General features: G+C 70.9%; 8 protein-coding genes. 3 read left to right on the top strand and 5 right to left on the bottom strand.

All coding sequences use genetic code 11. The annotated features are described in order from the left end of the window. The 3 genes from K206_RS38215 to K206_RS0113985 all read left to right on the top strand — a co-directional run. On the top strand, positions 1-437 hold a 437-nt coding region (locus K206_RS38215; RefSeq protein ID WP_020203026.1), incomplete at its 5' end, for a DUF4126 domain-containing protein. 95 nt (positions 438-532) lie between these two features. Beyond that, complete coding sequence (locus K206_RS0113980) at positions 533-3,169, top strand: FtsX-like permease family protein (RefSeq protein ID WP_020203027.1); 2,637 nt, start codon at positions 533-535, stop codon at positions 3,167-3,169. A 62-nt stretch (positions 3,170-3,231) separates the two neighbouring features. Further along, a complete protein-coding gene (locus tag K206_RS0113985) occupies positions 3,232-3,666 on the top strand; it encodes a group II truncated hemoglobin (RefSeq protein ID WP_020203028.1) in 435 nt (144 codons plus the stop codon). A gap of 39 nt (positions 3,667-3,705) precedes the next feature. On the opposite strand, the gene K206_RS0113990 is transcribed toward K206_RS0113985, so the two are convergent. The 5 genes from K206_RS0113990 to K206_RS38225 form a co-directional block, all read right to left on the bottom strand. Beyond that, the gene (locus K206_RS0113990) at positions 3,706-4,290 is read right to left on the bottom strand and encodes a TIGR00730 family Rossman fold protein (RefSeq protein WP_020203029.1); all 585 of its coding nucleotides are present in this window, start codon (positions 4,288-4,290) and stop codon (positions 3,706-3,708) included. Continuing rightward, complete coding sequence (locus K206_RS0113995; protein ID WP_020203030.1) at positions 4,287-4,994, bottom strand: TetR/AcrR family transcriptional regulator; 708 nt, start codon at positions 4,992-4,994, stop codon at positions 4,287-4,289. Before K206_RS0113995 ends, K206_RS0113990 begins: the two co-directional genes overlap by 4 nt. A 181-nt stretch (positions 4,995-5,175) precedes the next feature. After that, positions 5,176-5,673, bottom strand: a complete 498-nt coding sequence (locus tag K206_RS38220; protein WP_020203031.1) for a diacylglycerol kinase — start codon at positions 5,671-5,673, stop codon at positions 5,176-5,178. Continuing rightward, a complete protein-coding gene (locus K206_RS0114005) occupies positions 5,576-6,718 on the bottom strand; it encodes a glycosyltransferase family 1 protein (RefSeq protein ID WP_020203032.1) in 1,143 nt (380 codons plus the stop codon). Before K206_RS0114005 ends, K206_RS38220 begins: the two co-directional genes overlap by 98 nt. Positions 6,719-6,809: 91 nt before the next feature. Continuing rightward, a complete protein-coding gene (locus K206_RS38225; protein ID WP_063826839.1) occupies positions 6,810-7,640 on the bottom strand; it encodes a UDP-2,3-diacylglucosamine diphosphatase in 831 nt (276 codons plus the stop codon). Positions 7,641-7,645 lie beyond the last annotated feature (5 nt).

The raw sequence follows: 7,645 nt of genomic DNA on the forward strand, positions 1-7,645 counted from the left end.
AGTTCGTGGCCGACAAGGTGCCCGGCTTCGATTCGTTCTGGGACGGCATCCAGACCTTCATCCGCATTCCCGCAGGCGCGATCCTGGCCGCCGCCGCGTTCGGCCAGCTCGATCCGCAATGGGTGATGGCCGCGGGGCTGGCCGGCGGCACGCTGGCGGGCACCGCGCACGCGGCCAAGGCCGGCACGCGCGCGCTGATCAACGTCTCGCCGGAACCGTTTTCGAACTGGGCTGCCTCACTGAGCGAGGACGTCGCCGCCAGCGGCGGCCTGCTGCTGGCCTTCTTCCTGCCGGTGGCGTTCCTGGTGGTGCTGGCGCTGCTGCTGGTGGTGGCGATCTGGCTGCTGCCCAGGCTGTGGCGCGGCCTGCGCCGGCTGCGCCAGGCGCTGGGGCGGGGCGAGCCCGCCGTCGCGGCGCGCCGGCTGCCGCGGCGCTAGCGCCCAAGCCGGATTCATTGCCTTCACATCTTCACCGGACAACCGGCGGCCTGCCTGGCGGGCCGCTTCAACGCATGTGCACGGATAACTGACTGATGCCTTCCGAACTGGATTCGGCCGCCGGGATCGCCGGCGCTTTCCCTGCCGCCGCGGCGGCGCCCGCGGCCCGCTTCTCCCCGTGGCGCCAGGCCCTGCGCATGGCGCGGCGCGACTGGCGCGCCGGCGAGCTGTACCTGCTGCTGTTCGCGCTGGTGCTGGCGGTGGCGGCGCTGAGCAGCGTGGGTTTCCTGGCCGACCGCATGCGGCTGGGGCTGGAGCGCGACGCGCGCCAGATGATCGCCGCCGACGTGCTGATCGTGAGCGACCAGCCGTTCGACGCGGCCTTCGCCGCCCGCGCCGCGCAGGCCGGGCTGGCCACCGCGCAGACCGTCACCTTTCCCAGCATGGCCACCGCGCACCGGGCCGGGCAGGAGACCGCGGCCGCCGGCGCTTCGGCCGCGGCGGCGGAGCCGCCTTCGCAGCTGGCCGCGCTCAAGGCGGTCGGCCAGGGCTACCCGCTGCGCGGGCAGGTCAAGGTGGCCGGCGCGCGCGGCGGCCCGGAAGTGGCCGCCGCGGGCATCCCGGCGCCCGGCACGGTGTGGGTTGACGAGGCGCTGCTCGATTCGCTCGGCTTGTCGCTGGGCGACACCATCCAGCTCGGCAGCCGCGGCTTTCGCATCGAGCGCATCGTCACGCAGGAGCTCGACCGCGGCGCCGGTTTCATGAACTTCGCGCCGCGCGTGATGCTGCCGCTGTCGGACCTGGACGCCACCGGGCTGGTGGGCTGGGGCAGCCGCGTGACCTACCGCCTGCTGGTGGCGGGCCCCGACGCGGCCGGCCAGGCCTACCAGCGCTGGGCCGAGGCCGAGATCGGCCGGCGCGGGCTGCGCAACACGCGCGTGGAGTCGCTCGAGTCCGGCCAGCCGCAGATGCGCGCCACGCTGGACCGCGCCGAGCGTTTCCTGTCGCTGGTGGCGGTGCTGTCGGCGATGATCGCGGCGGTGGCCATCGCCATGTCCGCGCGCCGCTACATGCAGCGCCATACCGACGCCTGCGCGGTGTACAAGTGCATGGGCCTGTCGCGCCGCGAGATCCTGCTGGCCTTCACGCTGGAATTCCTGCTGCTGGGCATCGGCGGCGCGGTGGCCGGCGTGGTGCTGGGCTACCTGGCGCACTACGGCCTGCTGCTGTCGCTGGGCAACCTGCTGACCGTGACGCTGCCGCAGCCGTCACTGGTGCCGGCGCTGGTGGGCCTGCTGGCCGGCATGGTGCTGCTGGCGGGCTTCGCGCTGCCGCCGCTGCTGGCGCTCACGCGCGTGCCGCCGCTGCGCGTGCTGCGGCGCGACCTGGGCGCGCCGCCGGTGTCCACGTGGGTGGCCTACGGGCTCGGCCTGGGCGCCTTCGTGGCGCTGCTGCTGGTGGCCGCGCGCGACCTCAAGCTGGGCCTGACCACCGCGGGCGGCTTCCTCGGCGCCGGCGTGGCCTTCGCGCTGCTGGCGCTGGGCCTGCTGAGCCTGCTGGCGCGCCTGATGCGCGGGCGCAAGCCGGGGCGCGGCAGCGTGGGCTGGCGCTTCGCGCTGGCGGTGCTGGAGCGGCGCCGCGCGGTGACGGTGCTGCAGACCGTGGCGCTGGCGGTGGGCCTGATGGCGCTGCTGCTGCTGGGCATGACCCGCAACGACCTGATCGCCTCGTGGCGCAACGCCACGCCGGCGGACGCGCCCAACCGCTTCATCATCAACATCCAGCCCGACCAGCGCGCGCCGCTGGCCGGCATGCTCGCGCACGCCGGCATCGCCGACCTGCTGTACCCGATGGTGCGCGGGCGCCTGACGCACATCGGCGGCCAGCCGGTGCAGGCCGGGCAGTACCCGGACGGGCGCGCGCGCAACCTGGTCGAGCGCGAGTTCAACCTGTCGTACACCGACCGGCTGCCCGAGGGCAACCGCGTGGTCGCCGGCCGCTGGCTGGCCGCCGGCGGCGGCGAGGCCGGCGCGTCGGTGGAGGAGGGCATCGCGAAGACGCTCGGCATCCACCTGGGCGACACGCTGCGCTTCGACGTGGCGGGGCAGCCGGTGGAGGCGCCGGTGACGTCGCTGCGCAAGCTGGACTGGGGCTCGATGCGGGTGAACTTCTTCGTCATCCTGCCGCCGGCGGCGATGAAGGGCATGCCCGAGACCTACATCACCGCGTTCCACCTGCCCGCGCCGCAGGCGGCGCTGGGCAACCGGCTGGTGGCGGCCTTCCCCAACATCACGGTGGTCAACACCGACCTGATTCTGCGCCAGATCCAGGAAGTGCTCGACCAGGTCATCGCCGCGGTGGAATTCCTGTTCGTGTTCACGCTGGCGGCCGGCGTGACGGTGCTCTACGCGGCGCTTTCCGGTTCGCGCGACGAGCGCAAGCGCGACGCCGGCCTGCTCAAGGCGCTGGGCGCCTCGGCCGCGGTGGTGCGGCAGACGCAGTACACCGAGTTCCTGGTGGTGGGCGGCCTGGCGGGGCTGCTGGCCAGCCTGGGCGCGATCGCGGTGGGCTGGGGCCTGTCGCAGTTCGTGTTCGATTTCCCGTACCGCTTCAACGGCTGGATCGTGCCGGCCGGCGTGCTTTCTGGCATGCTGTGCGCTTTTGCGGGGGGCTGGCTGGGTTTGCGCGAGGTGCTGCGGCAGCCCGCGCTGGCCACGCTGCGCGACGCCTGAGCGGCCTTCGCATGCCTTCCGGCGGCATGGCCGCCCCGCGCCCGACGACCTGACGAGCATTCATGAGTACCGATCCGAACCCTGCAGCCACCGAAACCACCGACGCTGCTGCCACCGAGACCACCGCCTACGAACTGGTCGGCGGCGAGGCGCGCGTGCGCGAACTGGTGGACCGCTTCTACGACCTGATGGACCTGGAAGAGCAGTTCAAGGGGCTGCGCTCGCTCCATCCCGCCTCGCTCGATGGCTCGCGCGACAAGCTGTTCTGGTTCCTGTGCGGCTGGCTGGGCGGGCCCAACCATTTCATCGAGCGCTTCGGCCACCCGCGCCTGCGCGCGCGCCACCTGCCGTTCCAGATCGGCACCAGCGAGCGCGACCAGTGGCTGCGCTGCATGGCGCTGGCGATGCAGGACGTGGGCCTGCCCGACGACCTGCAACTGCGCCTGATGAAGGCGTTCTTCGACACCGCCGACTGGATGCGCAACGTGCCGCGCTGAAGGCCGCCGCGAGGCGGCCGCGGACCCGGCGCGCGGGACTCAGGTCTGCTCGCGCTTTTCCTGCCACTTGTCGACGGTCACGCGCGGCGCGCGGGCGAGCTTGTCGAGGATGCCTTCGGGCGTGGTGTCGACATGCAGCAGGTCGTTGTGGACCTGCTTGAGGAAGCCTTCGTCGACGGCGTGCTGCAGGAAGCCGCGCATGCCGTCGTAGAAGCCGGCCGCGTTGAGCAGGCCGACCGGTTTGGCGTGGTAGCCGAGCTGCAGCCAGGTGAAGGTCTCGAACAGTTCCTCGAAGGTGCCCACGCCGCCGGGCATGGCGACGAAGGCGTCGGCGCGGTCGGCCATCATCTGCTTGCGCTCGTGCATGTTGCGCACCACGTGCAGCTCGCTCAGGCCGCGGTGGCCCACTTCCTTCTGCATCAGCGCCTCGGGGATGATGCCGATGGCGGTGCCGCCGTGCGCCAGCACGGCATCGGCCACGGTGCCCATCAGCCCGACCTTGCCGCCGCCGTAGACCAGCGCCAGGCCGCGCTCGGCCAGGAGCCTGCCCATCGCGCGCGCCGCTTCGGCGTATTCGGGACGGTTGCCGGGGCTGGAGCCGCAGTAGATGCAAACGGACTTCACTTGTTGTCTTCCTTCTGGTTGGGGGTCTGGGCCGCGCGCGCGGCGGCGTATTCGCGCGCCTGCTGCTCGAACGCCTCGCGCGCCCTGCCGCGCAGGTAGGGCGCGAGGATCGAGAAGATGTGGTAGCTGGCGCCGTGCAGGTAGCCGCGGATCTGGTCCGGGTCGTTGTACTGGCGCGGGTGCTGCACGAACTGGAAGGACAGCCAGTAGGTGGACACCACGACCATGTTGGTGCAGATCGCGTCGACCTGCTCGGGCGTGGCTTCCATCTCGCCGTCTTCCTGGAACTGGCGGCAGATCTCCATCGCCAGGCGCTTCTTCTGCTCGACGATGCGCTTGAAGTTGGTTTCAAGCATGCGGTTGCGCGCCAGCAGGTCGTTGATGTCGCGGTACAGGAAGCGGTAGTTCCACAGGAATTCGGACATGTACTGGAGGTAGCCCCAGCTTTCGTCCAGCGTGGCCTTGTGGTCTTCCGGCAACTTGAGGCGGCGCTCCATCTCCTGCTCGAACAGCATGAAGATGGAGTTGATGATGTCGTCCTTGTTGCGGAAGTGGTAGTAGAGATTGCCGGGGCTGATCTCCATCGCCTCCGCGATCGTGGTGGTCGTCACGTTGGGCTCGCCGAGCTCATTGAACAGGCGCAGCGAGACGTCGAGGATGCGGTCGCGGGTGCGGCGCGGGCCGGGTTGCGGTTTGGATTCCATGGGCGGCCGGGCGAGCGGCAATTCGGTGGGTTGAAGGCGATTATAAGCAATCGCGCTTGCCGCACTGCCGCATGCGGCAAGCATGGCCTCCATCCTGCCGCCTATCCTGCCGCCAATTTCGCCGCCCATTCCAGCATCCGTCCCGCCACTCATCCCGCCGCCCATTCCCGCCGCGCGCTCCTCATCCGGCCAGTTGCCGCAGCCAGCCGACCACGATCGGCCCGGCGATCGCCAGCCAGGTGCCGCCGCACAGCACCAGCGCCAGCATCACGGCGGCGCTGCCGAAGTCCTTGGCGCGCTTGGACAGGCCGTGGCGCTCCAGCGAGATGCGGTCCACCGCGGCTTCCACGCTGGAGTTGAGCAGCTCCACGATCAGTACCAGCAGCAGCGTGCCCAGCAGCAGGATGCGCTCGACGACGTCCACCGGCAGGAACAGCGCGCATGGCGTGAGGATCGCCACCAGCGTCAGTTCCTGGCGGAAGGCGCTTTCTTCCAGCACCGCATAGCGCAGCCCGGACAGGGAATTGATGCCCGCATGCCAGGCCCGCGCCAGCCCGCGGTTGCCTTTGTGCGGGTTCTGCTCAATCGTGTAGTCGCTGTTCGGCGAAGCCTTGGCCGGCGCCGAGGTCTGGGCCGCCGGCGGGCGGCTGGATACGGGCGGTCGATGCGGAGTCGGCATGTTCGGATGAGGGACGGGCAGCGCCGCCGGGCGCGTTGTCGCGCGCGGCCGGCAGCGGCTGCAGGTGTGTCAGGAACTGCTCGGAGGCCGCGCGCCACGAGAACCGCTCGGCATGCGCGCGGGCGGTGGCGCGGTCGATGCGCAGTGCCTCCAGGCACGCTTCGCGCAGGTCTTCATGCATCACGCCGGCGCTGCTCTCGCCGAGCACGTCGATCGGGCCGGTGACGGGGTAGGCCGCCACGGGCAGGCCGCTGGCGAGTGCCTCGAGCAGTACCAGGCCGAAGGTGTCGGTGCGGCTCGGAAACACGAAGACGTCGGCTGAAGCATACACCTTGGCCAGCTCGGGCTGGCTCAGCACGCCGAGGTAGTTGACGCCCGGATAGCGCGCCCGCAGCGAGGCCAGCGCCGGGCCGTCGCCGACCACCCACTTGGAGCCGGGCAGGTCGAGCGCGAGGAAGGCCTCGACGTTCTTTTCCACCGCCACGCGGCCCACGTAGAGGAAGATCGGATGGGCCGTGTTGAGCACGTTGGCCTGCTGCGTGGTGAACACGTCCAGGTCCACGCCGCGGGTCCACAGCACGCCGTGCGCGATGCCGTAGCGGCGCAGGTCCTGCAGCACCACCGGCGTGGGCGCCATCACCGCGCGCGCCGAGCCGTGGAACCAGCGCAGGAAGGCGTAGGTCCAGGCCAGCGGGATGCCGAAGCGCGCCTGCACGTATTCGGGAAAGCGGGTGTGGTACGCGGTGGTGAACGGCAGCTGCTCGCGCAGCGCGTAGCGGCGCGCGGCCAGGCCGAGCGGGCCTTCGGTGGCGATGTGCAGCGCGTCGGGCGCGAACGCGCGGATGCGCTCGCGCACCTTGGCGCCGGCGAACAGGGACAGCGAGATCTCGGGATAGGTGGGGCAGGGAATGGTGCGGAATTCCTGCGGCGTGATCAGCTCGACCGTATGCCCCAGCGCGCTCAGTTCGCGGCGGGTGGACTTGAGGGTGCGCACCACGCCGTTGACCTGCGGCTCCCAGGCATCGGTGACGATCAGGATCTTCATGTCTGCTCCTTGCGGCGGGCCGCGTGGGTGAGTCCCGGCCCCGGCGGGGTGAGGCCGGGGCCGGGGGACTGCGTTGGTGGCCGGCGCGGGCTCAGGCGGCCGTGACGGCGGCGCGGCGGCCGCTCGTGGCGGGCGCGTCGAGCAGCTTGGTCCAGTAGACGATCTGCAGCTCGCCTTCCTGCGTCTCGACCAGCGCCGACAGGCTTTCCACCCAGTCGCCGTCGTTGCAGTAGAGCTGGCCGTCCACCTCGCGGATCTCGGCCTTGTGGATGTGGCCGCAGATCACGCCGTCGCAGCCGCGGCGGCGCGCTTCCTCCACCATCGCCTGCTCGAACGAGTTGATGTAGTTGACCGCGTTCTTGACCTGGTGCTTGAGGTATTGCGACAGCGACCAGTACGGGAAGCCCAGGCGCGCGCGGACGCGGTTGAAGTGGCGGTTCAGCGCCAGGATCAGCGTGTAGAGCGAGTCGCCCAGGTAGGCCAGCCAGCGCGCGTGCTGCACCACGCCGTCGAACAGGTCGCCGTGCACCACCCACAGGCGGCGCCCGGTGGCGGTGACGTGGATGGCGTCCTCGCGCACGGCGATGTCGCCGAAGGCCAGGCCGTCGAACTGGCGCGCCACTTCGTCGTGGTTGCCGGGCACGTAGATCACCTCGGTGCCCTTGCGCGCCTTGCGCAGCAGCTTCTGCACCACGTCGTTGTGGCTTTGCGGCCAGTACCAGCCGCGCCGCAGCTGCCAGCCGTCGATGATGTCGCCGACCAGGTAGAGCTGTTCCGATTCGTTGTGCTTGAGGAAGTCGAGCAGGTAGTCGGCCTGGCAGCCGGCGGTGCCGAGATGGATGTCGGACAGCCAGATGGCGCGGTAGTGGCGGATCGGGTGGGCGGGATGCGGGGCGGAGGGCGTGGTGGCGGGGGGCGGCAGGCTGG

It is taken from the genome of Cupriavidus sp. WS (genome assembly GCF_000395345.1).
Taxonomy (GTDB): Bacteria; Pseudomonadota; Gammaproteobacteria; order Burkholderiales; family Burkholderiaceae; genus Cupriavidus; species Cupriavidus basilensis_B.

Bases quoted from the DNA above. Each gene is read 5' to 3' on its own strand.
- K206_RS0113995 (WP_020203030.1), bottom strand. From the start codon at position 4,994: ATGGAATCCAAACCGCAACCCGGCCCGCGCCGCACCCGCGACCGCATC.
- K206_RS38220 (WP_020203031.1), bottom strand. From the start codon at position 5,673: ATGCCGACTCCGCATCGACCGCCCGTATCCAGCCGCCCGCCGGCGGCC.
- K206_RS0113980 (WP_020203027.1), top strand. From the start codon at position 533: ATGCCTTCCGAACTGGATTCGGCCGCCGGGATCGCCGGCGCTTTCCCT.
- K206_RS0113985 (WP_020203028.1), top strand. From the start codon at position 3,232: ATGAGTACCGATCCGAACCCTGCAGCCACCGAAACCACCGACGCTGCT.
- K206_RS0114005 (WP_020203032.1), bottom strand. From the start codon at position 6,718: ATGAAGATCCTGATCGTCACCGATGCCTGGGAGCCGCAGGTCAACGGC.